This window comes from Alicyclobacillus sp. SO9, from assembly GCF_016406125.1.
In the GTDB taxonomy this organism is placed as follows: domain Bacteria; phylum Bacillota; class Bacilli; order Alicyclobacillales; family Alicyclobacillaceae; genus SO9.
Window position 1 is genome coordinate 4,369,183 of the sequence record NZ_CP066339.1, and the last position, 25,439, is coordinate 4,394,621.

Annotated in this window: 24 protein-coding genes; 10 read left to right on the top strand and 14 right to left on the bottom strand. The window is 50.1% G+C overall.

Annotated features, from left to right (window positions below):
• Positions 1-471 precede the first annotated feature (471 nt).
• A complete protein-coding gene (locus GI364_RS20375) occupies positions 472-807 on the bottom strand; it encodes a hypothetical protein (RefSeq protein ID WP_198851021.1) in 336 nt (111 codons plus the stop codon).
• Positions 808-1,023: 216 nt separating this feature from the next.
• Here GI364_RS20375 and GI364_RS20380 point away from each other — a divergent pair, with 216 nt between their 5' ends.
• The gene (locus GI364_RS20380) at positions 1,024-1,656 is read left to right on the top strand and encodes a cation diffusion facilitator family transporter (protein ID WP_233095896.1); all 633 of its coding nucleotides are present in this window, start codon (positions 1,024-1,026) and stop codon (positions 1,654-1,656) included.
• A gap of 92 nt (positions 1,657-1,748) precedes the next feature.
• On the opposite strand, the gene GI364_RS20385 is transcribed toward GI364_RS20380, so the two are convergent.
• Positions 1,749-2,696 (bottom strand): ATP-grasp domain-containing protein, encoded by a 948-nt coding sequence (locus GI364_RS20385; RefSeq protein ID WP_198851022.1) that lies wholly within the window; start codon positions 2,694-2,696, stop codon positions 1,749-1,751.
• Positions 2,693-3,598, bottom strand: a complete 906-nt coding sequence (locus GI364_RS20390) for an ATP-grasp domain-containing protein (RefSeq protein ID WP_198851023.1) — start codon at positions 3,596-3,598, stop codon at positions 2,693-2,695. Before GI364_RS20390 ends, GI364_RS20385 begins: the two co-directional genes overlap by 4 nt.
• Positions 3,599-3,853: 255 nt before the next feature.
• On the opposite strand from GI364_RS20390, the gene GI364_RS20395 reads away from it, so the two are divergent.
• Together GI364_RS20395 and abc-f are read left to right on the top strand one after the other, a co-directional pair.
• The gene (locus tag GI364_RS20395; protein ID WP_198851024.1) at positions 3,854-4,018 is read left to right on the top strand and encodes a hypothetical protein; all 165 of its coding nucleotides are present in this window, start codon (positions 3,854-3,856) and stop codon (positions 4,016-4,018) included.
• Between the two features lie 109 nt (positions 4,019-4,127).
• Positions 4,128-5,777 carry a ribosomal protection-like ABC-F family protein gene (gene abc-f, locus GI364_RS20400; protein WP_233095897.1) on the top strand — a complete coding sequence of 550 codons (1,650 nt, stop codon included), beginning with the start codon at positions 4,128-4,130 and terminating at the stop codon, positions 5,775-5,777.
• Between the two features lie 160 nt (positions 5,778-5,937).
• Here abc-f and GI364_RS20405 read toward each other — a convergent pair whose 3' ends face one another.
• From GI364_RS20405 to GI364_RS20415, 3 genes are all read right to left on the bottom strand, one after another.
• The gene (locus GI364_RS20405; protein ID WP_198851025.1) at positions 5,938-7,404 is read right to left on the bottom strand and encodes a methyltransferase domain-containing protein; all 1,467 of its coding nucleotides are present in this window, start codon (positions 7,402-7,404) and stop codon (positions 5,938-5,940) included.
• A 177-nt stretch (positions 7,405-7,581) separates the two neighbouring features.
• Positions 7,582-9,654, bottom strand: a complete 2,073-nt coding sequence (locus tag GI364_RS20410) for a thioredoxin domain-containing protein (RefSeq protein ID WP_198851026.1) — start codon at positions 9,652-9,654, stop codon at positions 7,582-7,584.
• Between the two features lie 81 nt (positions 9,655-9,735).
• The gene (locus GI364_RS20415; RefSeq protein ID WP_198851027.1) at positions 9,736-10,665 is read right to left on the bottom strand and encodes a LysR family transcriptional regulator; all 930 of its coding nucleotides are present in this window, start codon (positions 10,663-10,665) and stop codon (positions 9,736-9,738) included.
• A 112-nt stretch (positions 10,666-10,777) separates the two neighbouring features.
• Between GI364_RS20415 and GI364_RS20420 the strand changes: the two genes are divergently transcribed.
• Positions 10,778-12,040, top strand: a complete 1,263-nt coding sequence (locus GI364_RS20420) for a YbfB/YjiJ family MFS transporter (RefSeq protein WP_198851028.1) — start codon at positions 10,778-10,780, stop codon at positions 12,038-12,040.
• Between the two features lie 97 nt (positions 12,041-12,137).
• Here GI364_RS20420 and GI364_RS20425 read toward each other — a convergent pair whose 3' ends face one another.
• Genes GI364_RS20425 through GI364_RS20435 form a run of 3 tightly spaced genes read right to left on the bottom strand, consistent with a single transcriptional unit; the run spans position 12,138 to position 14,729 of the window.
• A complete protein-coding gene (locus tag GI364_RS20425; protein ID WP_198851029.1) occupies positions 12,138-14,093 on the bottom strand; it encodes a motility associated factor glycosyltransferase family protein in 1,956 nt (651 codons plus the stop codon).
• Positions 14,090-14,452 carry a hypothetical protein gene (locus tag GI364_RS20430; RefSeq protein ID WP_198851030.1) on the bottom strand — a complete coding sequence of 121 codons (363 nt, stop codon included), beginning with the start codon at positions 14,450-14,452 and terminating at the stop codon, positions 14,090-14,092. Before GI364_RS20430 ends, GI364_RS20425 begins: the two co-directional genes overlap by 4 nt.
• Positions 14,436-14,729: a hypothetical protein gene (locus GI364_RS20435; RefSeq protein ID WP_198851031.1), complete on the bottom strand. Its 294-nt coding sequence runs from the start codon at positions 14,727-14,729 to the stop codon at positions 14,436-14,438. Before GI364_RS20435 ends, GI364_RS20430 begins: the two co-directional genes overlap by 17 nt.
• A 241-nt stretch (positions 14,730-14,970) precedes the next feature.
• Here GI364_RS20435 and GI364_RS20440 point away from each other — a divergent pair, with 241 nt between their 5' ends.
• The 6 genes from GI364_RS20440 to GI364_RS20465 all read left to right on the top strand — a co-directional run bounded on the left by GI364_RS20440 (position 14,971) and on the right by GI364_RS20465 (position 20,243).
• On the top strand, positions 14,971-15,639 hold the full coding sequence (locus GI364_RS20440; RefSeq protein WP_233096200.1) for a DUF6385 domain-containing protein: 669 nt from the start codon (positions 14,971-14,973) through the stop codon (positions 15,637-15,639).
• A gap of 178 nt (positions 15,640-15,817) precedes the next feature.
• Positions 15,818-16,636, top strand: coding sequence for a DUF6385 domain-containing protein (locus GI364_RS20445; RefSeq protein WP_198851033.1), 819 nt, complete (start codon positions 15,818-15,820; stop codon positions 16,634-16,636).
• Between the two features lie 115 nt (positions 16,637-16,751).
• Complete coding sequence (locus GI364_RS20450; RefSeq protein ID WP_198851034.1) at positions 16,752-17,804, top strand: nucleotidyltransferase family protein; 1,053 nt, start codon at positions 16,752-16,754, stop codon at positions 17,802-17,804.
• Positions 17,801-18,718 carry a Gfo/Idh/MocA family protein gene (locus GI364_RS20455; RefSeq protein ID WP_198851035.1) on the top strand — a complete coding sequence of 306 codons (918 nt, stop codon included), beginning with the start codon at positions 17,801-17,803 and terminating at the stop codon, positions 18,716-18,718. Before GI364_RS20450 ends, GI364_RS20455 begins: the two co-directional genes overlap by 4 nt.
• On the top strand, positions 18,715-19,419 hold the full coding sequence (locus GI364_RS20460; protein ID WP_198851036.1) for an acylneuraminate cytidylyltransferase family protein: 705 nt from the start codon (positions 18,715-18,717) through the stop codon (positions 19,417-19,419). The genes GI364_RS20455 and GI364_RS20460 overlap by 4 nt, the downstream gene beginning before the upstream one ends.
• Positions 19,416-20,243: an SDR family oxidoreductase gene (locus tag GI364_RS20465; RefSeq protein WP_233095898.1), complete on the top strand. Its 828-nt coding sequence runs from the start codon at positions 19,416-19,418 to the stop codon at positions 20,241-20,243. Before GI364_RS20460 ends, GI364_RS20465 begins: the two co-directional genes overlap by 4 nt.
• Before the next feature lie 39 nt (positions 20,244-20,282).
• Here GI364_RS20465 and GI364_RS20470 read toward each other — a convergent pair whose 3' ends face one another.
• Genes GI364_RS20470 through GI364_RS20490 form a run of 5 tightly spaced genes read right to left on the bottom strand, consistent with a single transcriptional unit; the run spans position 20,283 to position 25,345 of the window.
• Positions 20,283-20,918, bottom strand: coding sequence for a PglD-related sugar-binding protein (locus tag GI364_RS20470; RefSeq protein WP_198851038.1), 636 nt, complete (start codon positions 20,916-20,918; stop codon positions 20,283-20,285).
• Entirely contained in the window at positions 20,909-22,006 is a 1,098-nt protein-coding gene (gene neuB, locus GI364_RS20475) for an N-acetylneuraminate synthase (protein WP_198851039.1), read from the bottom strand. The genes GI364_RS20470 and neuB overlap by 10 nt, the downstream gene beginning before the upstream one ends.
• Positions 22,007-23,164: a UDP-N-acetylglucosamine 2-epimerase gene (gene neuC, locus GI364_RS20480; RefSeq protein ID WP_198851040.1), complete on the bottom strand. Its 1,158-nt coding sequence runs from the start codon at positions 23,162-23,164 to the stop codon at positions 22,007-22,009.
• Positions 23,151-24,338: a LegC family aminotransferase gene (locus GI364_RS20485; RefSeq protein WP_198851041.1), complete on the bottom strand. Its 1,188-nt coding sequence runs from the start codon at positions 24,336-24,338 to the stop codon at positions 23,151-23,153. Before GI364_RS20485 ends, neuC begins: the two co-directional genes overlap by 14 nt.
• The gene (locus GI364_RS20490) at positions 24,335-25,345 is read right to left on the bottom strand and encodes an NAD-dependent 4,6-dehydratase LegB (RefSeq protein WP_198851042.1); all 1,011 of its coding nucleotides are present in this window, start codon (positions 25,343-25,345) and stop codon (positions 24,335-24,337) included. Before GI364_RS20490 ends, GI364_RS20485 begins: the two co-directional genes overlap by 4 nt.
• Between the last annotated feature and the right edge of the window lie 94 nt (positions 25,346-25,439).

Below are 25,439 nucleotides of genomic sequence, written 5' to 3' on the forward strand. Positions count from 1 at the left end.
GACCCGTTCCGTTAACGTTGATCGGACTCCACACCTTGGACAGATAGGACGAAGGAATGAAAGGGCATAGACCCATTGAGATATGGGAGTGTGAATCCCGAGGATCTTGTGGAGAGAGTCGTGCAGTAAAGCTATTTATGGAAGATGCTGTGAAATAAGACCGCACCTTTTGTTCCTGCATACTCTCAAGCGGATCTCCCTAGGCGGAATATCTACTTATCCTTACTCCATCCGAAACCAGGTAAATGAAATCCTGCGAATGAGCGAGCATTCGTGAGAAAGACCTTACTCTACGAGGGAGTGCAATTAGCATATCACAACTAAAATGAATAAATATCCCTTTTGATCTTCGAGTCACACTGTTTCCAGTTGACCCTCAATCCACGTATGACACAAAAAGGGAGCCCCGCAAGGCCCCGATTCCATGCAACTGTATCTCTACCTGCCGCATTCCTGCAGATTACGGCCCAACTACCACAAAAAGGCCAGCGCGAATATCCATGCAAACGCCAGCCACCACCACCACCAACCGCCGTACCATCCACCGTAACCTGGATAGCCCCAGCGGCCGTATCCTGCTCTGTAACCGGGGTAGCCATAGCCGCCGCGTCCGTAGCCGCCATAGGTCAAGGCCAAGTCCAACTTTTCCTCATCGCTGCCGTTGCTTTGCTGGTGTGTTGCCAAACCCGCAGGCGCATAACCGCGCGGTACGCGCATCAAAACTCCGCGGTTGTTTACATCCGTCACAATCCCGCGGTGGAGTCCCCACTGAGTCCGAAATTGAACCCATTGGCCCATATTAGACATGCATTCGCCTCTGCTGCACATGAGTCACACCTCCTGGATAGAGAAAGAGTCCCTCTCCACATCAATGTATGTGTCAGTACAGTTCTGCCGAAGCGGTATCTGTCCTCATCGCAGGCGTTATTAGGACACCACATTGGGGCAACTCTCGACGGTCATTGACATAATGGTCACGCCGTATTGTAAACTGAGAAAGAAAAGGAGAAAGGACGATAAAGTGTGACGCCTCTGAAGGATTCAGTGAGGAAAGGTATTCAAATAGAATGGATTTCAGTTATCTGGATGATTGTTGAAGCAGCGGTGGGAGTTCTGGCAGGTCTTCTTGCTCATTCGCTGGCTCTGACAGCCTTTGGACTAGACAGTGTCATCGAAGTTATATCCGGAATTGTTCTTTTGTGGCGGCTGTATGTAGAGTTAAACGGCGGCTCTAAGGAACGTGTGGAAAGGGCCGAACGCCGCGCATCAGCCATCGTCGGCGGACTTCTCCTGCTGTTGGCTGTATATATTCTCATTGCTTCACTCTTCAAGCTTTTTCATCATCAAAGTGCGGATACAAGTTGGCTTGGATTGGGACTGGCCGTTGTTTCAGCCATTTGGATGCCGATATTATCTAAATCCAAAGTCCGAATAGGCGCTCAAATTGGAAGTGCGGCTTTGCGAGCTGACGGTGGGTGCAGTATGGTTTGCGCATATATGGCGTGGGTACTGCTGGGGGGCGTAGCCCTCACTGCACTGTTTGGATGGTGGTGGATTGATTCTATTGCGGCACTGGGCTTAATCTACTTTGTGGTGAGTGAAGGCTGGGAAGCCATTCAAGAAGCTAGGGGTATCGAAGATGACGATGACGATTGACTGGTACGGCTTGGCTCTCTAGCACGACTTATCGTCGTGGCATGGGTTGTCTTCTGAACGCACGCCCCCTTCTCGACATGGAAGGAATCCCCTTAGGACAGCCTTTCGTCAATGTAGCGAAAATATCTCCGGACAATGTTGATTTCAGGAGCAACCAGGCTCAAAGTACGACTGCCAACCACGTCTTCGATCTCGTTAAACAACAGTCCCCCGCCACCATCCGGCAAAAAGTCAATGCCAACCATCCCAAACTCAAAATGGGACATGATGCGTCTTACGACGTCTTTCTCAGACGCGCTCAGGATGTATCGCTGGGCCCTGCCGCCCAGGGAGAAATTTGCGCGAAAGTCTGAGGATGTTGACGAGCGCAGTACAGCGGCCACTATTTCCTTTCCGACAACAAACACTCGAACGTCTTTGCCGGGATTGGGACCGAGTTGCTGCAAAACCACATCCGTGTCGGGGTATTTGCTAATGAAATTCTCAAGGTCGTTTGAAGTTTCAATCAGCGCAACGTCTTTTCCACCTCGCCCAGAGACAGTTTTTATGACAAATGCCGAATCCGACTCGCAAACTCTCTTTCTAATTCCATCTATCGAGACCTCATCCCGAATCGTCCCCTTGAGGTCCTCTGTATTACAAAATGCTGTGTTCAACATTGGGACATCAAACTGCTGCAGATACTGATAAGTTGCGGCCTTATTGTTGCATATGCGCGACACGGCGGAAGAATTGAAGACAGGGATGTGGAGGTGCTCCAGGTGGGTGGTGAGGACGGGATCGACAGTGCGCATAATCACAAAATCCGGTAGCTGGGAAGAACGGGCGTGAGACCTACCATGTCCCTGCACATCCGTTTGCGCGTCATTGACCCAGCCCACATGTGGTTGTCCGTTCATCACACCCGCAACCACTTCATCGCGGTACACCAGCATCAGTACCCAGTTCATGCGACGGGCTTCGGTCATCATCCACTCAATATAGTTTCTGTTTCGCTCTGCCTCTTTTCGGCGATAAACGAGCCAGCCCGCCTTTTTCACACTCGAACACCCGCCATGGTCCGTTTAATGTGAAGCAGCATATAGTCTGCAGCATTTACGCCCGTATAGGTCCGCAAGTTAATGATGTGTGCATTGGAATTCACTTCGCACAGGATGGGTTCGCCTTCGGGTCCGAAAAGGAGATCGACGCCGGCAAAATCTGCGCCTAGCTCTTTTGCACACCGGACGGCAAGTTCTTTCTGCTCTGTTGTGGGTGAATGCGGGAATGCATGTGCCCCTTTTCCCATGTTGGCGCGAAAATCTGTGTCTGACACCCGGCGCATGGCTCCTACCACTTCGTCTCCCACAACCTGCAGACGCAGGTCTGTACCTTTGCTGCTTCGAACAAATTCTTGAAAGACGAAGGGAATGCTGCCAAGTTCCTTCACTTTTCCCAACATCTCTTCTTCGTTTTGAATGAGATAAACCTGCGATCCGAATGAACCATAGGACTCCTTCATCACCATGGGAAACCCCAGTTCTTCTGCTACATAGCTGTAGTACGCTTGTTCTTTTACTCCGGTCCAATCAAAAATCCGGGGGCTAAGTACCGTTTTGGGCATTGCAATCCCGCAATCACTCAACCACTGATATGTCAGTCCCTTGTTGTCACAGGTTTCAATGACTTGAGCCGGATTGAACAGGCGGACACCTAATTTCTCTAAGTGCCTGGCCAAGTATAAATCCTTGTCCCAAAACAGGACAAAATCAGGCAATCGCTCGTCTTCCATACCCAGGAGTTGAGTTGTCCCGCCAGATACCATGGAAAACAGGCTGTTGTTGGGAACAATTTTTGTATGAATGCCATGCTTCTTGGCACTCTCATGAAAAATCTCCGCATGAGTCAGGAATTTGTCTCCTAAGTTCCCGTTGTAAATAATCCATCCAGACAGTGATGTCACGTTGATCCCCCGCTTAAAATGGCCTGTTCAGTCATACTCGGCTGGTACCAATCTGGTTCGTGCCCTTCTTTGGGCAGGCGATATGATAACCTACCCCATTTTACAGGGAAGGGCTGTGAAAGAAAATGACCTGCCGCGCAACAAGGCACGTTACAGCGGTCGCAGAAGCAATGTCGTTGTCAGCGTCGGCATTTATGTGTATGATGTGGAAGTAGTAGCATACTTTTGAACATTTGAATTCAGGGAGGTGAGGTCTTGCAGGACACGATGAAATTGTTTGCGTGGTATATAGCTGAACGCCGCGCAATGGTTGGCACAAATGTCTTTGACGGGATTGGTATGCCTAAATTTAGTCAAACACATCATGTGCCAGAGCGTGCGCAAGACCTGCCTTCTTCAAATACGAGAGCGCTGGTGTAACGCAAGGTAGCATTCGCTGCCTTGTAACACCACGCTGACGAAGCTGCAGGCTGCGAGTCTGCAGCTTTTTTTGCGTCGCCTCCTGGTGCAACAAAGGAGCCGAAAACAGATGTTGTATTGTTCAGCACACCATGTCGGAATTGCAGTGCACGATGATTGGCTGTTTCAGGATGTATCCGTAGAAATTCACGAGGGACATCGAATTGCACTGGTTGGACCCAATGGCGGCGGAAAGACAACCTTGCTCAGACTTTTGGCTAAGCAAAGTGAGCCGGATACAGGTACTGTCGCATGGAAAAAAGAGCTGCGACTCGGACTGTTGCATCAAATTCCGAGTTACAGCGGGACAGTGAAAGAAGTCCTGCACCGCGCATTTGCCGACATCTACTCCATTGAACAGAAAATGCGCGCTTTGGAAGCCAAGATGGCGAGTCCTGCCAGTGACAGAGAACTAGAGCGCATCCTAAAAACCTATGCAGCTCTGCAAGAGGAGTTTGACAATCTTGACGGATATTCCATTGACTCTAGAGTTCGCTCAATTACAACAGGAATTGGAATACCGGAAGCACTTCTTCAATCTGAATTCTCGCTACTCAGCGGCGGCGAACAGACAAAAGTTGAGTTCGCCCGCCTTTTGCTGAGCCGTCCCGAGTTGCTCTTACTTGACGAACCGACCAATCACCTGGACTTGCCTGCAGTGGAGTGGCTGGAATCTTTCCTGGAAACCTATGCTGGTGCGGTATTGGTTGTGTCCCATGACAGATATTTTCTCAATCGAGTCGTGAACCGTGTCATGGAACTGGATAACGGCGCTGCGGCGCTGTACCAGGGAAACTATTCGCAAGCCATGGAAGAACGGGAAAAACAGCTGTTGCTGGAGTTTCAAGCTTTCGAAGAACAGCAAAAGAAAATCAAGCAGATGCAAGCAGCCATTAAGCGACTGCGAATATGGGCAAACCAGGCCAGCCCGCCCAGCGCTGCTCTGCATCGGCGAGCCACTAACATGCAGCGTGCATTGGATCGCATGGAGAAAATCGACAAGCCGCAACTTGAACGAAAGCAAATGGATTTGTCCTTCGATGTTCAGGAACGAAGCGGAAAAGACGTTGCGACAGCTATGGGCTTACAAAAGCGCTATGGAGACACCGTACTTTTGAATGAAGTCTCGTTTCACGTTCGCTTTGGCGAACGAGTGGCCATTGTGGGAACAAATGGGAGCGGAAAATCTACACTTGTGAAGATGCTGCTGGGAGAAATCTCGGCTGACGCAGGCGATGTGAGACTGGGTGATTCCGTACGGGCAGGCTACCTCAGTCAGGCGGGACTCGCGATGACAGGAGACGAGGATAAAACCGTTCTTGATGCATTCCGTGACGAAGCCAAGGTTCATCAAGGAAAGGCACGGCATATCCTGGCCCAATTCCTGTTCTACGGCGAAGCCGTGTTTAAACCAATCAAGCGCCTCAGCGGAGGAGAACGCATGCGCCTGCGTTTGGCGCAGCTCATGCATCAAGATATTAACCTGTTGATTCTGGATGAACCAACAAATCATCTGGATATTGAATCCCGCGAAGCTTTGGAAGTTGCACTGGACGAATTCACGGGTACCATTATTGCAGTATCCCACGACAGGCATTTCATCAACCAGCTGTTTCAGCGTGTCTTGTGGCTGGAAGACGGAAAATTGCAGTCATACCACGGCAACTACGACGATGCTCGCAGAAAAAGGTTTGAGCTGTTAGCCGCGAAGATGGAATGACAATGGGCCTAGTCGCTCTGGACCGTCTCAGTGCTTGTTGCAAGCAATCGACTACTGTTCCTGTCTCGGTAGCTGACAGTTGTTACCCTGCACGGTTGACCTAGGCAACCAGTGCAGGGTGTCAACCGTCATGCCCACCAATGGATTGCAAATCGATGGCTTATTTCAATACGGTCCCCTTTAGCCATAAGCCGCGGTGCCTGTGTTTCATGTTCTCGGCTCCGTATTTGTCCTTCAGTTCGTATCCCTTACCAATCAGTTCCTCAATTAAGGTTTGTCTAGCCCGCCACGGAAGTGCAGTTGTTTCAGCAATTAGACCTGCGTTGATAATGAATTTGACGGTGTTTTCAACATTGCTAAAATCCACATCCCACATTTCTATCTCAACTTCCACGTCTGTGAAGTGTTGTTTTGCATGCTCCACAATAAACTCGGGTTCCGGCAGCGGGTCTTGCGCATCCATAGCTAGTCCCATTTTGAAAACAGGCTCAAACCATTCTATGAAAAAATCTTCCTTTTGAGAGAAGTTTAGAGCTGCTACCGTTACAAATCTCCCGCCTTCTCTCGTTACTCTAGCAATCTCCTTGAGAGCCCTGGGAATCTCCGTGAAATGTAAAAACCACATTCCAGTCACACAATCGAAGCTGTTGTCGGGGAAAGGAATCTTTTCAGCTGCAGCTTGCCGAAAAACCACGTTTGCGGCATCATACCTGGACAGTTTCTGTTTGGCTCTTTGCAGCATGCCAATGGACGGGTCCGTAGCCACCACACTGCCTTGTTTCCCTACCGCTTGGTACAGTCCGTCATCCAATGTCAGCGCACCAGCACCGCAGCCAAGTTCCAGCACGCGCATCCCGCTGTGAATGCCTGTCCACTGGATAAGCCGGCGCCGGTCTTCATGGACTCCCGGGTTGAAAGTATCCATAATTTTTTCGTAGTCGTCCATATTCGTAAAACCATTTGCTCTCAACAGTTGCTCATGCTGCCGTAAGTATCCGCACTGCTCTAAGTCACGCCAGCACTCTTCATACAGTTGTTTGCCGGCTTCAGTCAAGCGGACAAAGCTTTGCCCATCCCTGGCAACACGCTCAAAAAACTCATACTGCAGGGCGAATTGCAGCTCATATTCCAACGAGTACTCAACCCAAGGGCGGTGCCACTCACCGGAAAGGAATTTGTCTTCGGGAACTTCTCCATAGTAGAGTAACAACTTATTGTTCAAATAGGTTATCACGCGTGCGTAGACAGACAACAAGGCGGAACCGCCGTTGCGCTCAAGATAGTCTCGCAACAATGACGTGGCCACAGACGCCATTTCCTCCGTAATCACCAGTGTACCAAGTCTCATGTGGCTGAGGTAGGCTGCCGTCGACAATAGGATTTCGTAATACGCCCGCTCACGAAAATCTGAATTCACGTCAAATTCCACCCAAAACACTTGTGCTTCCGTGTCCTGGGCCGCCAACTCCGCTGCTGTTTTCTTGAGTTTGGCCTGTAACCGCTGATGAATCCGCTCTTCACCGTCATTCATCGCCAACCAAGGGGCAATGACAATGTCTGACGCTTCCATCTTCTCAAACTCGGCAGTAATTCTATCCAACCTGGTTTCGTCCGTGTCGACCGACATTATTATCCCCACCCGCTAGAATATAGTATAGAATCGGCGTTTACATGTCTTCTTTATTATGTGCATTTTTCCAATTAATTTCAAAGATTTTGCACCAATAAATGAAATTGTCACAACTTACGTCGTGACTCGCACTGTTTCCATCAAGATTCACCGACTGTGACCTAGCGTGGAAATTTACAGCGATTGCTTAAATGTCTCCAGGTCTGTTGTGGGGGCTTGGCATGCGAATTGCCTGCAAACGTAGGCCGTGGTTTGTTGGTTTTGCTGTTGATAAGAAGCTGCAAAGGGAATCAGCTTACGGAATTGATTAGATCCGTTATTGACAGCCCAGACTGTATTAGGCAGAAACCTGCTATAGATTTCCGCAAGCATATCTTGCGTCTGCAGATCATCGTTTTTGCCCACAAGTACAATCTCCTTTCCTGGGAACAATGCAAAGGACAAAGCCATTAAGTAGTGGGTATATCCTGCCGGATAGCGATTGACTTCTCCTGAAAAGGCCTGAAGACACTGGTTTGCCGCTTCTTCCAATTCTGCGTCACCTGTCAGACGAGCCAGCCGGAACTGATTCCAAGCCGCCACACTGTTTCCTGACGGCAGTGCACCGTCGTAAATGTCCTTGGGCCTTGCAAACAACGCTTCACTGTCTGTTCCATATAAGAAGAAGCCGCCGTTTTTGTCGTCCCAGAACAGCTCTTTCATCTGCCGATTCAACCCCACTGCGGTCTCCAGGTAATCCGCGTCACATGTGGCTTCGTAGAGTTCGGTCAAGCCCCAGATGAAAAAGGCATAATCGTCCAGATAGCCTAGATGCGCCGCTTCACCATCCCGATAGCGAGCGAACAGACGTCCATCCTCGCGGCGAAGATGTGTCAAGACAAAACCAGCTGCTTTTACAGCGTGATCCTTATATCCCTCGTCTCCCAACACCTGTGCGGCCTTGGCAAGCGCGGCAATCATGAGACCGTTCCACGCCGTTAAAACCTTGTCGTCCTTATGAGGATGTACGCGCTGTTCCCGCGCTTGAAACAGCTTGTTTCTCGCGTTAGTATGCTGAGCCTCAAACTCTGTTTCATCGAGTCCGCGTTCTTCACAGAACGCCTGAACATCTTGTTTCATCAAATGCAGAATGTTCTTCCCGTCAAAGTTTCCGAACTCTGAGACCTGGTAGTAGTTGCAAATGAGAGATCCCGTTTCATCTCCGAGAACCGCCTTCACCTGCTTTGGCGTCCAAGTGTAAAACCGGCCTTCCTCACCTTCGGAGTCCGCATCCTCCGCAGAGTAGAACCCGCCTTCAACGGATGTCATGTCCCGCAGAACATATGTGAAGACCTCTTTCGCAATACGTTTATACCTGTCGCGTTTTGTCACCTGATAAGCTTCCAGGTAGGCAATCGCCAGCAACGCATTGTCATAAAGCATTTTTTCGAAATGCGGGACAAGCCACCGCCGGTCGGTGGAGTAGCGGGCGAAGCCGCCGCCAACGTGATCGTAGATGCCTCCCCGGTACATCGCATCCAACGTCTTCTCCACCATTTCAAGCGCATGGACTTCACCGGTTTGCTGGTAGTAACGAAGCAGAAACGACAGATTGTGCGGAGTCGGGAACTTGGGCGCATCGCCAAAGCCGCCGTATTCCGCATCAAACTCATCCGCAAGGGTCCGATAGGCGCTGTGTACCGTCTCTTCATTCAAGTCTGACGCCGCGGCCCCTGACTGATAATGAGCGCTGACAGCCTCTGCGATTTTGTCACCGGATTGTTCCACTTTGTCTCGGTTTTGTTTCCACTCTTCCAGTAGTTTCGCCAGAATATCGAGCAAACCGCCGCGGCCGTATTTTCGTTCCTTGGGAAAATATGTTCCGGCAAAAAACGGTTTCTTGTCCGGCGTCATAACAATGGTCAACGGCCAGCCTCCCTGACCCGTCAGAGCCTGGCACACTGTCATGTAGATACTGTCGATGTCGGGGCGCTCTTCCCTGTCGACCTTGATGGCCACAAAGTTTTCATTCATGTATGCTGCTACTTCATCGTCCTCAAACGACTCCCGCTCCATCACGTGACACCAATGGCAAGTAGAATAGCCAATAGACAAAAAGATAGGTTTATCCTCTTGCTCGGCCTTCTGGAACGCTTCGTCTCCCCACGGGAACCAGTCAACGGGGTTGTGTGCGTGTTGAAGAAGGTATGGAGATTTTTCATGAAAAAGACGGTTTGTGTATGTATGTTCTCCGTTGCTCTGCGTCACGGTTCATTCATCCTTTCCGGGAAATCTAACGTTATTGTACACCTGCGTGCATGGCGTTAGTCTCCTGCGGCCATTGTAACGCTATGACAGAGCTGGTGCCTCACCGGACAGGGGGCGTGATTCTCTTCCTGCTTGCCTCAGTTGGCCTCGAAAAATCTCCAATAGTGATTGCGCCGCTTTGCTCATCGTCAAATCGGTTCTGTAAAGAAGCCCGATTGGCAAATGGACGGTGGTGTCAACAAGGGTCCGTGCTACTGTACCAGGAGGGAGTTGTGCCGCGCTGATTTCAGGAACGAAGGAAACACCGAGGTTGGCCTGCACCATACCTTTGAGTGCTTCGAAACTCCCAACTTCAACACCGCTGCCGGGATAGCTGACTTGTTCCATCAGCGACCTTTCAATCATTGCCCGATACTGACAAGTCCTTTCTTTCATCAAAATGCGTTCCGTTGAGAGGTCGTCCATGGTTAAATCGGGGCGATTCGCGAGAGGATTCTGGGTAGACACGAGCAGTACGAACTGCTCGTCAAAGAGGGGCTCATAGAACAGATTTGTCTGTGTGACGGGAGGCGAGCACAGACCGAAGTCCGCGCGGCCCTCAGCAATCGTTTCTGTAATGAATTCAGTACCTCCAACATCCAGCGAGAGCTGCACCTGCGGCCGTTCGCGACAGAAGTCAGCAAGAATCATCGGCAGTCGAAGGCTGGCAGAGGGTTCATTCGCCGCAATCCGGACTCGACCCGCATATCCACTGCCGGCACTTGTAAGCAACCGTTTAATGTCTTCAATTGCATTCAGCAAACTGCCCGTCTTCAGGCTGAGCAGTCGACCTTCTTCGGTGAGTTTGACGCGTTTCCCATGGCGATCGAACAATTTTACTCCCAAATCCGACTCCAAATTTTGAATTTGAACCGTCACAGTGGACTGAGCATACTGGAGTACATCAGCGGCCTTCTGAAATCCATCCAGTTCCACAATGGTGTGAAATGTCTTGAGAGCTTTGAAGTCCATCTCCAGCCTCCTTATCTATAAAAACGAATCAAACATTTATTTAATTCTATTTTACAAATAAGATACCATCCCTCATTCTATTGTCAACCTAAAGTGAAGGGGTTACGAATCCATGAACAAGTCTGCTGTCAGTTGGACGACATTGTGGGCCTCACTTCTGTTCGCGATTATCTTAGGCTTTTCTCGTCTGTCATATGGACTGTTCATGCCAATCATCCAGCGCGTGTTGGGAGGCACCTACGGTGAACTCGGGATTGTCGGCACACTCAATTTCGTTGGCTATTTTCTGGGAACCATGGCTTTGCCATTGATGCTGACACGCTTCCAAATGAACAGGCGAAGAATAAATCTTTTTGCAAGCTGTCTTTTGGGTCTAACCATGATGGGGTCAGGATTGAGTTACAGCCTCATTCAACTTGCCGCCTGGCGCCTTGTAATTGGCCTGATGTCGGCATTTTCAACCGTGTTGGTATTGTCTTTGGCGCTCGACCGAATTCTGCCGAGTCAACGAGGTTCAGCCTCTGGATTGATATGGATGGGCGGTTCAGCGGGAATTGTGGTTTCGGGCCTCGTTGCGCCAGCAGTGATTAACCCAGCTCATGTCTTTGCTTGGCGAATTTCCTGGATGGCCATGGGTTTGTTTGGCGTTCTCAGTGCTGTAGGCTTTGAAGCGGTATTAAGACGGACGCCTGAACCAAAAGTAGAAGTACAGGAAGTTGCCTCCAACCGTTCAAGGCCACGGACAAACTATCGCATGATTTTTGCTGCTGATAAGCTGCTGCTTTTGGCACTTTCGTATTTTCTCTACGGCTGGAGCTATATTGTGTACTTTACTTATCTCATACCGTTTCTGGTAAAACAGGGTGTCCCAGCTCTGGAGGCCGGTATGATATGGGCCGCTATTGGCTTGGCGAGTATGTTTAACGGGGTGCTGGCCGGCAAAGTGATTGACAGATGGCCAAACGGTTTCACCTTGGCAATTGGTTTGGCCGTCGGAACACTGGGTACTGCAGCTGTGTTCTTCGATGATTTTACACTCACCTTCGTTGGTGCCGTCCTTATCGGCTTAGCCACGTTCCTATCCCCTCCTGTCATGACCAGTGCAATGCTGAACAGAGAATTATCTGCGGAATCATACCCCAACATCCTGAGCATCTTCTCAGCGTTATTCGCTGCCGGCCAAATGATAGGTCCGCTTGTGGGCGGATGGACAGTGGACAAAATGGGGTTACAAATGGGTGTGGCATCGAGTGCAGTCTTCATGCTCTTGTCCGCCGTGCTTGCAGCACTCTACGGGTTGCAGCAGCATCGACGCGCACAAAATCAAATGCGCAGTCTGGTAGAGGTACCCCCTATACGTGATTTCCAATCCTGACATGCGTTCACAATATCGGCTAAGAACACAAACAAACCCGCACCCTTGCAGCGGGTTTGTTTGCAGTTTGGCATATGGAAACTCCTGCTTCGCGGCCTTATGACTTGGAAAAGGTTTGCTTCAGGTGTTGTTCTGCCAGTTCAAAGTGATTTTTTACGAAATGACACGTTCGCTGCAAATACTGAAACATCTGCTTCTGTAAGCCTGTAACCTGTTTCAACCGTTGGACACTGTCCACCTCGCCCACGTCATTGATTTGTTTGTGTATGGCAAATATCACTTGCTGAGTAAAGGGGACAATCTGTTCGTCTACTGCGTACTTCTTAAATGCGGCAGTATTGGTCTGAAACAGTTTCTCGACAAAAGGCGGCAAACTGCTCTCTGGATACTTTTCTTGCAGTTTGCAAGCCCGCTCAATCAGATTGCAATTGTGGATGTCGCTGTCAGCTTGCTCAACCAAATTTGAGAATTTGGCTTTGATATCCACAACCTGCTTCACAAGCGTAGTTGTTCGCTCTTCAATCTGGGAATCGGCGGCAACCGCCTGCTTATCCTGTGTCACATTTTCCAGGTACTGATACAAATTCATCGGCAGCGGGTCCGTACAATAGTTGTCAAGGGCCTCACGAAGGGTCATCAGTCGGGTTCCTTGAATGTAAGCACCACCTTCTGTAGCATCGATAAAGTCTACACTGCTGTACTCTTGAATCTTCTGCTCGAACCAGGTTTTAAACTCGTACCAGATTTTTGTCGTAAGGACAGGCTGACCGTCCACTCCCTTTACGGTGAAAGAGGGCTGTGACTGCAGCAATTTTACCTGATTTTCCAAATCCGCCTGCGTGTATGCAGACAGCTTGCTGTGTGTCTGCTTGTTCGGTCCGAACGCCAAATCCTGGCCAATTAAAACAATCGGATTCGCTCCGACCCAGAGGGCAAACTCGAAGGCTAAATGAGCTGACGAACCCCCTCCGTGAAGACCCGAAGGCTCGTGTCCAGGTTTCGGTGCCTCACCCGAGGGATTTTCCGAAATAGCATTTTGAATCCACTTGCCAGTAGATTCACTGTTCCGAAATACAGGGACCCACGGGCCTTTAAAACTGGCTGGAATCCTGGGATCCATTAAGGTCAGTCCAACCATGACCAGCTGCGGCGGAATCTCTTGGTGTTCAAAGTGAATGTGATAGACATTGGGGGTCCGTTCTGTGACGCAGATGGCATCTGGTACAATACCTCTGCGAAGACAAGGTTGCAGTGCAGATTCAGCAGTAAAGATGAGGGATTTTCCCACTGCTTCATGAAGAAGTTCGATGTTCTTGTCCAATGACGGTCCATTTGAGACAATGAATGCCGGCTTGCCTGCAAAACTGTTTTTCAACGAATCCAGCTTCGGGCTGTGCAGTATGGCATTCACATTATCCAAGGTATTGTACATACCAACCAGCGTGTCGTGAACCGAATTTCCGACACTGCTCAAATGCAGCTCCAGTGTATTCCATAACCATTCATGAAGCGCTAAATAAGTTGCTTTTTCATTTCTGTGTGCCAACCACGTAAAGAATGCAGCAGGTTTTGTTGCACGAAGCAGAAATTCTGATGTAATCACGCTGTTCAGCATCGCTTTCATTTGATTGCTCGTGCCAATGACGAAATGAACCGACGGGTCCTTTAACAGGGGTGTCATATCAATACGGGTGAGCATTGCGTAAAACAAGTGTGTGTTTTCCTCAAAAATAATGGTTTCTGTGTAGGGTTTCTTTCTTCGGTAGTACTCAATTAAGGGATAGCCGAAGCCGCATCCATAAATGAAGCTGACCATAACATCCTTGTAATCCAGTGTCTGCGCCCATTGTTTGCCTTCTTCCCATGGATCGACAAGGCTGTTCGTATGAATAACAGCATCATCTCGTCTCATTACAGCGACTGGCCAACCGCGCTCTCCAAGGACTGTCTCAACGGTTTGAGACAACGGATTCCCTTCACGAATTTGCGGCAGGACGTCTTTCAAGTGTGGAGGTAAATTTGAAAGGTTGTTTTCCAGTACTGGATTCTTCATTGCTTCAACCCTCCTGTTGATTCATCACTGTCTTCTGCCTCTGCAATGAGGAGCGGCAGAATTTTGTACTCGAGAGTGTCTGTGGCATGGATGATGTCGCGGCTGTGAAGTGACTGAAGGACTTGTTTCAGCAGGCGGGTAACTTCTGTTGCAGCAGGAGGAGTAAGCCAGGCTGTCTCTGAGACGAATTCGGTGTCATCCGCAGGACCAGGGCGTTGCACGTCATCTAAAGTCTCCAGCCACAGCAAACAGGCCCGTTGAAAGTGTTCTTTGCCTTGTGCATCATCACCGTTGCGCCATGCTGTACAGCCTGCTGCAATGGAGTCGGTAATCTCTGCAGCCTCATGAGTCATACGCATCGTACTCTCCCTCTTTCCAACGTTTCATCACGATGTCCGAACCTTCTTTAAAGAACCAATCTGCATTCAACATGGTTGTTCTGCTTAGCCAGTTATTGGCTTTGTGAAAGTACACTACAGGACCCTGCAGGCGTTTCACATCGCCCAAACCAAAAAGCACGTCCGGATTGCTGCTAAGCCATTGGTACCACTCCTCCAGCGTTACCAGCAATTCTTCCCGCGGTGCTTGTTCCTGTTTTGATTCTGAGTCCATTTGTGACTCCATTTCTGAGTCCATTTTCCTTGCCCCCTGCCCTTTTATCCTGGTCAACATTCGCCCATTTTCCCGCCGCCTTTTGTGCTGTCGACACGACAAATGTCCTGCTGAACGTGTAAGTCGGCTCCTATTACTCTATACAGCCAGTTCTTCGTCTGAATGGGCATACTGGATAAAAATCACTGAAATGTAGGTGAAAACCCGAACAGGGCAACACATTGCCAAATAAGATATGGCAGTCAACTTGGGAGGAAGAGCGGTGATGAGTCAATCTAAACCAAGAAACCAATTTTCGGGAAGAACAGTCCGGAAATCCAGTGCGAAGAATGCCTTGAAGAAGCGGCAGCAAGTGTCGTCTTCTACACCAAAAGTCCAGATTCTCGACAAAAACAACAAGGTCGTGAAACAGGTACAGACCGATGAATACGGCCGCCTTTTGACGGTTCCCGTATACAAAAAACGGAAGCAAATGCCGCGAACGAAAATCTATGGACAATATCAAAAAAACACACTGCCGGTTCGAGTCGATGAAAGCGGGCGTTTAGAGACGCGATCGAAGGTCGATGTCCATACAGATACTCTGACTTTTTACGAACAGAGGCAAACGGTGTACACCTTTAACACCTACACGCCATTGCCTTTCGAAGATATCAGCCACGCAGTTCAGTATGTCTACCTCGTCCACAACCAGGGAGACAACGATGCAGAAATCTTTGTGGAGTTGGCCACTGATAATGAGAATGTGGTAAAGGACCTAGACGGTACATACGCTCTGTCTGCCGGCCAGTCAAAAATTTTGACACCGCTTCAGTTTTCCCGCTTCATCCGCATACAGTACCGCTCTAAAACCCGGGATATGTCCACGAAACTGCACATTGTATTCCAAGCACAACAGGTCTCTGCCCAAACGGATAACGACGGTAATTCGTAGCGGGCATTCTTGCTCTCAAACGCCTGTCCTGGGCACTTACTGCACGCTAAACAATTTCCACAAAATACCGCTTCAGCCTACAGCAACGGCCGTGGAAAAATCGAACAAGTTTCGTATGATAGCATGACTCCCCTGTTGAGTCATATTTAGGAATCTTCGTGGAGAGGAGATGAAAAAAGTGTCCACAAAAGTGTTCTCAGAAGTTGCGTCGACGATGAGAAGCCAGGTCTTTCAATCCACAGCATCAGACATGCAAACACAGATCTTCCAAACGGCTGCTTCTAATTTGCAAGCAAACGTCTTCCAGACCTCTGCCTCCAACCTGCAGGCGCGCATATTCCAATCGCTGAACTCCCTGCTGGCGGCAAACGTCTTCCAGACCTCTGCTTCTAACCTGCAGGCGCGCATATTCCAGTCACAGAACTCGCTGCTAGCGGCAAACGTCTTCCAGACCTCCGCTTCCAACCTGCAGGCGCGTATATTCCAGTCGCTGAACTCCCTGCTGGCGGCAAACGTCTTCCAGACGAGTTCCTCCAACCTGCAAGCGCGGGTATTTCAGTCAACGTATTCGGAACTCCGTGCACAGGTGTTCCAGACGACAGCTTCGCTCCTGCGCATGACGCTGGTTCAATCCACCGCATCTACCGCCGCCTACGTACAACTTGGCGGTCGCTCTACGGTTAGCGTATCCTCCACACACGTTGTCTCGTCTACTGCTACGTATTTTGCTGGATTCACTCAGGACGTCTTGCAGCTATCCCAATTCACCTTCACAGTGCGAAATGCTGGCGCCGGAGGAAGTATTGACACAAAACTGCAGCTTAGTGCAGATGGAACCAACTGGTATGACGATCCAACCGGAAAGGTGGAAACCCTCACGACCGGTCGAATCTTCACATTCACGCCAGGGTTTTTCACCAAATACGTGCGGATATCTTCAAAGAAGGCAAATGCAGCGGGCAGTACGTTGGAGACATATGCGCAAGGGCACGTCTAGAACGGCATACCTGTTTCGGTCTACAGCCAGCCCTGGGTTTTTCTATCCAGGGCTGCTCTGTCACAGCGAACGGCAAGATTGACCCATCTCAAAATGAGAAAGGACAGGAGCGGAGATGCAGACTTGTACAGACATATTCATCAGTCCATCGACATCTATCCGCGAATCGGTTGAAATTATTGATAAGGGCCGCCATCAAATTGCCCTCGTTGTCGACGGCGACTTTAAGTTGCTGGGTACGGTGACGGACGGCGACGTTCGCAGAGCTATCTTGCGAGCAAAAGACTTTAGTGTCCATGCAGAGGAGATTATGAACCGCAATCCAATCACCGCCTCAATAGACACACCCGCAAAGGTAACGCGTCAAAACATGCTCGAGAAAGGAATCCGCGCAGTTCCGGTTGTGGATGACGACGGCCGTGTCTTGGGACTGGAAGTATGGAATGCCTTTCAGCCGTCCCATAGTAAGCACGAAAATTGGGTCGTGCTCATGGCCGGAGGACTTGGACACCGTCTCACTCCTCTTACAGACAGTTGCCCCAAGCCGCTCTTAAAAGTAGGTCCAAAGCCCATCCTGGAAACGATTTTAGAATCATTCATAGCCCAGCACTTTGATAAATTCTTTCTTTCTGTCAATTACAAAGGCAACATGATTGAAGACTATTTTGGAGACGGAAGCAAATGGGGCGTCACTATTAAATACTTGAAAGAAGAGAAACGAATGGGAACTGCAGGCGCTTTGTCCCTGTTGCCTGTGATTCCTGACTCACCTCTCATCGTCATGAACGGGGATTTGCTCACGAGCGTGAACTTTGAGCAATTGCTGCAATTCCACCTGGAAAACAAAAGCGCCGCAACAATGTGCGTCCGCGAACATACTTATACATTGCCTTACGGAGTGGTTCAGCTACAGAACCATCAGTTTATGGGGATTGAAGAGAAACCTGTCCAACAGCTATTTGTAAATGCAGGCATTTATGTGATTGACCCAAAGGTCCTCACTCTGATTCAACCAGACATTTACACAGACATGACGACATGTTTCCAACAAATGGTACAACAGCATTATCACATCAGTGCGTTCCCAATCCGCGAGTATTGGCTGGACATTGGTAAGATGGACGACTACGTCCGCGCAAACCGTGAATACACCGAGGTGTTCCCATGAAGGCGCTCATCATTGGGTACGGATCAATTGGGCGAAGACACGCTCGTATCCTTCATCAACTCAACTACGAAGTCATCGTTGTAAGCTCTCGAGGCGGCATCAAAGGCACTTCCTATCCGATATCTGTGTCGACTGAGCAGATATTAGAGCGAACAATACCTGACTACGTAGTCATAGCAAATGAGACAGATAGACATTATCAAACACTACGGCAGATCCGACGACTGGGATTTACGGGACCTGTGCTAGTAGAGAAACCTCTCTTTGGAGATGCAGACAATGCACAAGCCTTTGACCTTAGCAATACATTCGCTGGCTATAACCTCCGTTTTCACCCAGTGTTGCTTCGCCTGAAAAAGCTTGTGCAGGAGAAGTCTGTTATTTCTGCGCATCTGTATGTGGGCCAATACCTGCCTGCGTGGCGTAGTGGAGATTATCGCAGAAGCTATTCTGCCAGTCAGAACAGAGGGGGCGGTGTTCTTCGCGATTTGAGTCATGAACTGGACTTTGTTCAGTGGCTGTTTGGCCCATGGCAGCAAGTCGCTGCTCTTGGAGGGCACTTTAGTACACTTCAGATTGATAGCGATGATGTCTTTGCACTGCTGCTGTCGACGCAGCGCTGTCCCGTTGTAAGTGTCCAATTAAACTACGTCGACCGACTGCAGCAGAGGCAAGTAATCGTTAACACTGATACAGAAACGTATGCGGCTGACTTAATTCAGAACACGCTTACGTCTACTCACGGAACTACGCAATTTCAATTGGATTTGGATATCACCTATAAGCTGGAACACATGGCTGCAATCCTTCAGGACGACACGGTGCTATGCAGTGCCGAGGATGCTTTGCAGACAGATGAACTGATTGCCTCAGCGGCAAAAGCAGCCCAAGAAGGACGGTGGGTCCACAGATGAAACGACTCTGTACGATTTGTGCAAGAGGCGCATCAAAAGGCGTTAAAAACAAGAACCTTCGCATACTCCTCGGCAGACCTCTCATTGCGCACACCGTAGAGCAGGCAAAATCCTCACAGTTGTTCGACACCATCGCTGTGAGCAGTGACAGCCGAGAGATTTTATCTACCGCTGCAGAGTACGGAGCAGATGAGCTTGTCGTCCGTCCTCCTGACTTGGCTGGAGATGATGCGCCCAAACTCCCTGCCATTCATCACTGTGTACAAACCGTTGAGGCTCGGCTCGATGTGACCTTTGACACGCTGGTTGACCTGGATGCAACATCCCCTTTGCGAGATTTGGCAGACATCACTACCACCGTTCGTCTTCTGGAACAATCCGATGCCGCCAACATCCTCACGGGTACACCTTCACGTAAGTCACCGTATTTTAATATGGTCGAGGTCCTTGATACAGGGGTGACGAGACTTGTCAAGCAATCAGGGAAAGAGATTGTCAGACGTCAGGATGTACCTCTAACTTTTGATTTGAATGCGTCCATTTATGTGTGGAAACGCAGTCAGTTTCTTACCGACTTCACGCTGTTTACAGACAAAACGCGTCTATACGTAATGCCGCCGGAACGGTCGGTTGATATTGACTCCGAGTTGGACTTTGAATGGGTAGAATTCTTGATGAAGCGGAGGCGCAGTCAAGCGTGAGCACACAGACTTATCGAGCGTTATTCGATTTAAGCGGGAAAACAGCCATTGTCACGGGTGCCCTAGGGCTTTTGGGCCGTCGATTCTGCAGAGGGTTGGCAGAGTCAGGAGCTCAGGTTGCCGTTGTCGATCTCGATGCAGACAAGGCACAACAATTCGCCTCCCGCCTCGCACAAGACTACGGCACTCGAGCTGCGGGAATCGGCTGTGATGTTTCGAATCCTGCCGCCGTAGACCATATGATAGGTCAGACGTGTGAGGTTTTGGGTGATATTCACATCCTGCTGAACAATGCTGCAAGCAAGTCGGAACACCTTGACGCCTTTTTCGCCCCGTTTGAGGAGTACTCGCTGGATGAATGGCGACGGGTAATGTCCGTCAACCTGGATGGTGCCTTTCTGACCGCCCAAGCTGTTGGAAGGCAGATGATTGCACAAGGTACGGGCGGGTCCATCATCCAGACATCCTCCATTTACGGGTTACTGGGGCCTGATGACAGAATCTATCAAGACTCGCACTACCTTGGCACAACCATTAACACGCCCGCCGTCTATTCCGCATCCAAGGCCGCCATTGTGGGACTGACCAATCACTTGGCCGCAAGGTGGGCAAAGCACGGCATTCGTGTCAACACACTCACACCAGGCGGCGTTGAAAGCGGACAAAATGACACCTTTGTAAAAAACTACTCCAACCGGGTCCCAATGGGGCGCATGGCAAAGGCCGATGAACTGGTAGGTGCCGCCCTGTTCCTGGCGTCTGATGCCTCCAGTTACGTCACAGGGCAGAACCTGTTTGTAGACGGCGGTTTGAGTGCCTGGTAGCGCGACTGTTCACGGTGAATGGGCCCCTATATGATGACTTTACTTTGCCGGGACACCTTTCACGGTTTGAAAATCGGCAACAGGTTTCGTGACAACAGCCCCCGCTCCGACGGTGCTGTAGCGCCCAATCTGCATTTTGTCTCGGCAGGACTTGCCCTGTAATACGACCGATCCCGTTCCCACATACGCCCCCTCCATCAATTGCACATTTCCCGAAATGTTTGCCCCTGGTCCAACGGTTACGAAGTCCTCGATGACACAGTCGTGGGCTACTGTCGCATTCAAGTTGTACAGGCCAAAATTGCCGAAGTGAACATGGGTCGTCATTCGTACACCAGCCAAGACAATGTTACCAATGCATTGTCTCAATTCTGCCTTTTGCTGTCTCCCAAAACTCGTATCCGGATGGACCATGTTGACATAACGAAGCAACGGATGCCGCTCGTAAATTTGGCGTCGTATGTTGGGATTCCCGACTGCTATGACAAAATCCCATCCGTCAGTGTCCAGTTGATGGAGTTCTTCTTCCGAAATCACCGGGAAAGTGCGGTGTGCAAGGGTATCGGGTACAACGCCCGCCTTTTCCACCAGAACCACGTTGGCGTAGCCCGCTTCCAAGCACATGTCGGCAACTTCCTGTGCAAGTCCTGACGATCCGAAGATACCTATATCCATTGGATTGGCTCATCCTTTTCAAAGTCCTGAGATGCTGTCTTCCCAAGAACGTCGTAGTAGTATGCGGCAGAGATTCCCTCTGCGGGGCGCTTCGTCGTGACATTATCTGCGCCAAGTACTTCTCCCTTGCGGATAAAGCGCGCAGCCACAACACTTTTGCGGACAAGCTGAGCATTGTTTTGTTCATCGACACTGGGTTGTTTCATAGATGAGCCAAGCGCCGACTCTGTCTGGCGTACAGCCCTGACCATTTGCTCGAACTCGGCAGGTTCCAGTGAAGCTCGGTGATCGGGGCCGGGCAAGCTCCGATTGAGGGTCAGATGCTTCTCTATGACGGCAGCCCCTCGCGCTGCCGCAGCAATCGCAATCGTAATTCCTGAAGTATGATCGGAGAGCCCTGCAGGCAAAGAGAACGTGGAAGCCAGTGTATCCATAGCTCGTAAATTCACGTGCTCAAAGGGAGCAGGATACTCAGATGTCGCGTGAAGCAGGGTGACGAATTTTGCGATAGCTGCTTGACCCGATTCGGACAGATAATGACGTCGAAACTCCATTGCATTCGGTTGCAGAGGAGCCGTCGTTTGTGCAGACTCGGTCAAACCAAAGGCAAGAATGGACAGAGCTGTCTCCACTTCACCAATGGTTGCCATTCCCGTTGAGAGAATGATAGGTTTCCTGCTTCTGGCGATTTTGAGGAGGAGAGGAGCCGATGTAATATCCCCGGAAGCTACCTTGAGTCTGTCTACTTTCAAATCATTTAGAACGTCTACACTGGGTTCGTCAAAGGGTGTCGAAATAAACTCTAGTTGACGCTCTTCACAGTAGTCTTTCAAAACGCCAAATGTCTTCGCAGACAACTGCAACTTGTGCAGCATATCGTATTGAGACTCGTCAGACGGCGTCGCCAGCTCTTGGTACGCTGCCTTCTTTGTATCCCTTCTAACCAGATGTTGCGCATTGAATGTCTGAAACTTCACCGCATCAGCACCGGCATTCGCTGCTGCGTCAATGAGCTGTTTGGCCACATCCGCCAATCCGTTGTGATTCACCCCGATTTCAGCTACAACCAATGTTCGACCTTTTGGCACCTAACAGCCCCCCTCGTAAAATGTCTTTCGCACGTCTATTCCCTCTGCCAACCGTTCCTTGAGAATACGCACGATTTGAACACTGCTGCCTCCATTTCCATACGGGTTCGACACTCCGCTGCAATCCAGCTTCCACGCCTTCTGAATGGCTAAGAAAATTTCCTTAGCATACGGTTCACAGTGAATGACGGACTCCCCCCGCAACCTGCCTTTTTGCCTGTCTCCAATATCTACTGTCGGCTTATGCAAACTGGGGACTTCCGTTAAACCGCTGGACGAATTTCCGACCACTGCATCCACAAATCGTACAAGGTTAAAATAGTACAGTTGTCCCAGCGATGTGACGGCTACAGCATTGTCGTGAGCTGCGGTGAACTTGTCCATCAGTTGCATCAGAACTCTTCCGTTGGGGTCGGCGTTGGGTTTTGTAAAAATGATTCCGGTGTCTTTCTCCAGTTGCTCTAATGCGTGTAGAACCTCTTCTAGTTCCTCCTTTGAAGAACGGTTCCCCAAAGTCACAGGGTGATAAGTAACCAGCAGGTTTCGACTTCTCAGTGTGAATTGGAGACGTTCTTCCACTGCTGACTGCGAGAGCCTGGGTAAACCAAGAATTCTGTCAATTCCAGGATGGCCTGCGTTGTACACTGTATTCGGGTCCTCACCTAGGTGTACGACCCGTTTACGCGATGGTTCGTTGGTGACAAAGTGAAGTGCAGACATCTTTGTCATGCTGTGACGGAGTCCCTCGTCAAAGGCACCCACAGTCACATCACCTCCGGCAATATGTACAACAGGAACACGCATGATAAAAGCAGTTTGGACGGCAGCGAAAATTTCGTATCTGTCTCCCAGAACAACAACTGCGTCAGGCTGCAGACGCTGGTAGACATCTGCAAAACCGATGCAGCCCAGGCCGACAGATTTCGCTGTCCCAGCATGGGTATCACTGGACAGTAGGGTTTCTACTTTCTCGTCAATGACAAATCCATCTGCTTCAATGTCTCGATAAGTGGAGCCAAACTCCGGTGAAAGATGCATCCCCGTCACGACAACCTGCAGTCGTAATGAGGAGTCTGCTGCGATGAAACTCATCACCTGTTGCAGCAAACCGTACTCCGAACGGCTCCCCGTCACAACACACACGTTACTTGTCTTCATCAGCAACCCCCAACGCTGGACTGCTGGGAATGTTCATCACCTGCTTTGCCAAACGCTGCGAAACAGATAGATCCATCCGCGGACAGTCCTGATACGGCGCTTGCCTGTGCAGAGGCTTCCACAAGGGCCTGGTCATGATGCCTTCACTATGGGTCAGCGCCAACAAGTCCTCAAGATACGGTGCAACGGTCTCATCTAGTATCAAAGCATTTAGCCAGTAATTGCTCGTTGCAAACTCCGGTTCGGTTAAGAAGCGCACGTGTTCTGAAAGACGAAACGCCCCTTCATACGCCTTCGCCAAGTGTCGTTTTTTTTGAACAAAGTCTGGCAGCCGCTTCATCTGTGCGAGACCAAAAGCTGCATTTAGATTCGGCATGCGATAGTTGTAGCCAATATCGTCATGAACGAAGTCCCACGGATGAGGCTCTTTGGCCACCGTTGTCAGGTGCGCTGCCTTTGCCGCCAGTTCGTCGTCATCTGTCAGAATCGCGCCGCCGCCGCCGGTTGTGATGATTTTATTGCCGTTGAAGCTGAGGGCTCCCAGTCGGCCGAAGGTGCCTGTGTGGCGATTTTTGTAACGCGATCCCAGTGATTCAGCCGCATCTTCCACCAACTCCAGACCATATTTCTGACAGACACCCATCAGCAAGTCCAGTTCGACAGGATGACCCAGTGCATGCATGGCCACCACCGCCTTCACTATTCGCTTGGTTGACCGATTCCAACATTGACCCTTGCGCATTTGGCAGACAGCAGCAAGGTATGTGTCCAGGCGGGCAGGGTCGATGCCAAGTGTCTCAGGAGAACAATCCACCAAATGAGGGACGGCGTTGCAGTAGGACACTGCATTGGCGGTTGCTATGAACGTCAGAGCGGGAACCAGAACCTCATCCCCCGCTTGGACCCCTGCCAGTTTGAGGCACAAGTGCAATGCTGAGGTTCCGTTTACCGTCGGTATAGCGTGTCTCGCACCTGTAAACGATTCGAGTTCCCGGGCAAACTGGTTGACGAAATTACCCGCTGAAGAGACAAAACCGCTATCCAGACACGCCTTGACATAGTCCCTCTCCAAATCTGAGATAGCAGGTTCATGCAGCGCTGTCGGATTCAGTTCCGCCGGAAGCACAGACTTCAACCTCAGCACAACATCTTTGAGAAACGTTTGCTTGTTCATATGGTATATACCTGCGGTGTAAAGCGTTTCAAATTCTCTGCGGTGCAAAACCAGGCAATGGTCTGTGTCAACCCTTGCCGCAAACCCTCTTCCCCGGAAAGCTGCGGCTTCCATCCCAGCAAACGCTGTGCTTTCTGGTTGTCTGCCAACAGCCGCTCTACTTCACTGTCTTTGGGCCGAATTCGCTGTGCATCCGTTTGTATCTCGACAGCGGCGCCCATAATATCGGCAATGAGCTGCGCTGTCTCACCAATAGAGACGTCAAAGCCGCTGCCAATATTGACAACTTCTCCGACAGACTGTTCAGAGGCTGCCATTGCAGTGAACCCGAGCACCGTATCCCGCACATAATTAAAATCTCTTCGAGGATGAAGTGAACCAAGGCGCAGGGTCTTCGCACCTTGGGCAATCTGCGTAATGACCGTCGGAATCACTGCACGCAAGGACTGTCTGGGACCATATGTATTGAAGGGGCGAATCACTGCAACGGGAGTTTGAAATGAGTAGTAGAAAGACAGCGCCAGTTCATCCGCACTCATCTTTGTAGCAGAATACGGCGACTGCGGTTGCAACGGATGGTCTTCCGTAATCGGGACGAATCGGGCGGTCCCATAGACTTCGCTTGTAGAGGTATGAATCATTTTCTCCAATTCGAGTTCGCGTACGGCCTGAAGGACATTCAGTGTTCCGCGAATGTTTGTGTCGACGTATGACTCCGGAGCAACGTAGGAGTATGGAATGCCAATCAGTGCTGCCAAGTGAAAAACCACGTCCCGTTGACTCAGTGCGCTCTTGACAGCACTCGCGTCGCGGATATCTCCAAGAACAACGTCTACTTCATTTCGTACGCTCTCATCCAGGCTGTCCAGCCAGCCCGCAGAACCAAACGAGTTGTACCACGCAAAAGCTTTGACGTCGCACCCTGTCTGAACCAGTTCTTCAACCAAATGTGAGCCAATAAACCCGTCAGCGCCAGTGACAAGAACACGCTTTCCCTTCAGATGCATAGACCAAGCCCCCAACAGCAGCAACTGTGCTCACTTGCACTGATTCATACTATTCAGTGCCCAACACATACATTACAGTTGCACGAGTCTCTTG

What these genes read in the sequence shown, in the direction of transcription:
- GI364_RS20405 (WP_198851025.1), bottom strand. Translation starts at nt 7,404, where the DNA reads ATGTCGGTCGACACGGACGAAACCAGGTTGGATAGAATTACTGCCGAG.
- GI364_RS20415 (WP_198851027.1), bottom strand. Translation starts at nt 10,665, where the DNA reads ATGGACTTCAAAGCTCTCAAGACATTTCACACCATTGTGGAACTGGAT.
- GI364_RS20455 (WP_198851035.1), top strand. Translation starts at nt 17,801, where the DNA reads ATGAAGGCGCTCATCATTGGGTACGGATCAATTGGGCGAAGACACGCT.
- GI364_RS20460 (WP_198851036.1), top strand. Translation starts at nt 18,715, where the DNA reads ATGAAACGACTCTGTACGATTTGTGCAAGAGGCGCATCAAAAGGCGTT.
- GI364_RS20375 (WP_198851021.1), bottom strand. Translation starts at nt 807, where the DNA reads ATGTCTAATATGGGCCAATGGGTTCAATTTCGGACTCAGTGGGGACTC.
- GI364_RS20425 (WP_198851029.1), bottom strand. Translation starts at nt 14,093, where the DNA reads ATGAAGAATCCAGTACTGGAAAACAACCTTTCAAATTTACCTCCACAC.
- GI364_RS20470 (WP_198851038.1), bottom strand. Translation starts at nt 20,918, where the DNA reads ATGGATATAGGTATCTTCGGATCGTCAGGACTTGCACAGGAAGTTGCC.
- GI364_RS20450 (WP_198851034.1), top strand. Translation starts at nt 16,752, where the DNA reads ATGCAGACTTGTACAGACATATTCATCAGTCCATCGACATCTATCCGC.
- GI364_RS20435 (WP_198851031.1), bottom strand. Translation starts at nt 14,729, where the DNA reads ATGGACTCAGAAATGGAGTCACAAATGGACTCAGAATCAAAACAGGAA.
- neuC (WP_198851040.1), bottom strand. Translation starts at nt 23,164, where the DNA reads ATGAAGACAAGTAACGTGTGTGTTGTGACGGGGAGCCGTTCGGAGTAC.
- GI364_RS20430 (WP_198851030.1), bottom strand. Translation starts at nt 14,452, where the DNA reads ATGCGTATGACTCATGAGGCTGCAGAGATTACCGACTCCATTGCAGCA.
- GI364_RS20485 (WP_198851041.1), bottom strand. Translation starts at nt 24,338, where the DNA reads ATGAACAAGCAAACGTTTCTCAAAGATGTTGTGCTGAGGTTGAAGTCT.
- abc-f (WP_233095897.1), top strand. Translation starts at nt 4,128, where the DNA reads ATGTTGTATTGTTCAGCACACCATGTCGGAATTGCAGTGCACGATGAT.
- GI364_RS20440 (WP_233096200.1), top strand. Translation starts at nt 14,971, where the DNA reads ATGAGTCAATCTAAACCAAGAAACCAATTTTCGGGAAGAACAGTCCGG.
- GI364_RS20490 (WP_198851042.1), bottom strand. Translation starts at nt 25,345, where the DNA reads ATGCATCTGAAGGGAAAGCGTGTTCTTGTCACTGGCGCTGACGGGTTT.
- GI364_RS20420 (WP_198851028.1), top strand. Translation starts at nt 10,778, where the DNA reads ATGAACAAGTCTGCTGTCAGTTGGACGACATTGTGGGCCTCACTTCTG.